General features: G+C 60.6%; 2 protein-coding genes and 2 pseudogenes. 2 read left to right on the forward strand and 2 right to left on the reverse strand.

Features of this window, described 5'->3' with window-relative positions; all coding sequences use genetic code 11:
* Window positions 1–255 (forward strand): annotated as a pseudogene (locus tag VSX56_RS20570) (amine oxidase); the annotation flags it as partial.
* 23 nt (window positions 256–278) lie between these two features.
* Window positions 279–508: pseudogene (locus VSX56_RS20575) on the forward strand (integrase core domain-containing protein); the annotation flags it as partial.
* Between the two features lie 3 nt (window positions 509–511).
* Here the strand turns inward: VSX56_RS20575 and VSX56_RS20580 are convergent.
* Window positions 512–1,003 carry an NAD(P)H-dependent flavin oxidoreductase gene (locus VSX56_RS20580; RefSeq protein WP_350939377.1) on the reverse strand — a complete coding sequence of 164 codons (492 nt, stop codon included), beginning with the start codon at window positions 1,001–1,003 and terminating at the stop codon, window positions 512–514.
* A 29-nt stretch (window positions 1,004–1,032) separates the two neighbouring features.
* Complete coding sequence (locus VSX56_RS20585) at window positions 1,033–1,158, reverse strand: hypothetical protein (protein WP_339114701.1); 126 nt, start codon at window positions 1,156–1,158, stop codon at window positions 1,033–1,035.
* Between the last annotated feature and the right edge of the window lie 200 nt (window positions 1,159–1,358).

Raw genomic sequence — 1,358 nt, forward strand, 5'->3', positions numbered from 1 at the left:
GGTCATTACCGCTATACCCACCGCATCTATGGCCATTTCATGCAGGAGCATATGCCCGAAGCCCAACGCGGGCTGTTTCTGGCCGGCGACGGTGTCAGCTGGACGCCCGCATGGGTTGAAGGTGCTGTCCAGACCGCGCTGAATGCGGTCTGGGGCATCATGACGCATATGGGAGGTCAAACCCTTGTCACCAACCTTGGGCCAGGAGACCTTTATCCCCAACTTGGTCCTGCCAAGCTACCCGACGCGCCATGAGGAGACAATTTGCGAAGATTGCTATTTATCAGGGATCGCCTTGGAAAAACGGTTATGTGGAGAGCTTCAACGCCAGGCTTCACGACGAACTGCTGGATGGGAAGGTGTTCTGTTCGGTTCAAGAGAGACCCAGATCCTAATCGAACGCTGGCGCCAGCATTACAACACGCTGCGCCCGCAGAGTTCCCAAGGCGATCGACCACCCGCCCCCGAAAGCGTTGTGCCCATAGACCAAAGGCCCACTATGCACTAACTTTCAAACCGGACCGCTCAAGTGGCGCAGATTATTCTGGGCCTCTCGTGCAGCTGGTCCTGAAACAAGGGGCCGGTAGGCTTCGAACTCACTGCCCCCGGCCTCTTCCCTTTCAAGGATTCGACCGACCGTGGCGTTCATCATGACTCGGCGGTGGTGATTGAACATGCGGTGGATGATCCGTGTGTCGCTGCCGTCGCTGTCAATCACGCGCTGCTTCAGCCTGGGATGCAGAACGGATTCCCTCGCCGCCATCATGCGGGTTCCGACAAGACCCCCCGCTGCGCCGAATGCGAGGGCGGCAAGCATTTGGCTTCCATGCCCTATGCCGCCGCCCATGATCACGGGAACCGGAAGAGCGCGGAGTACCGCGGCCGTTTGGACAAACCCTCCCATAAGCTCGGTGCCCGGATGGCCGGCGGCCTCGGCGCCGATCAGAATGACGGCGTCCGCCCCGATGCGCGCGGCCAAGAGCGCATGGCGAGTGGTGGGCACCTTATGTAAGACCTTAACTCCCGCAGGTTTCAGGAGCTCCAGCAATTCGGCAGGTCTGCCGCCACCAGTTCGGCGCGGCCCAGTCCCATCATGCCGCCCATAAGGATAGGGTAGGTCAGGGACAGTTCCTGCGTGAGCCAGCTCCGGTAGTGCATTGCGATCTCTCCCGTCAGGGTGCGCGCCTTAGAGGCGGTAATCCGTGCCCTTGCCCTGGATTGAGCGCAGATGGGCGTCCCATTCAAGGGTCAGATCACCGTCATCCTCCAGCATCTGCACGGTCTGCTGATAGACATGATCGGCCATCGCATCATCGATGAGGCGCAACGGGCGCCCCGACGAGGTGGCCGCGATCTGG

It is taken from the genome of Thioclava kandeliae (assembly GCF_040297545.1).
GTDB classification, from domain to species: domain Bacteria; phylum Pseudomonadota; class Alphaproteobacteria; order Rhodobacterales; family Rhodobacteraceae; genus Thioclava; species Thioclava kandeliae.

Coding starts and splice junctions, on each gene's coding strand:
- VSX56_RS20585 (WP_339114701.1), bottom strand. CDS start 1,158: ATGCACTACCGGAGCTGGCTCACGCAGGAACTGTCCCTGACCTACCCT.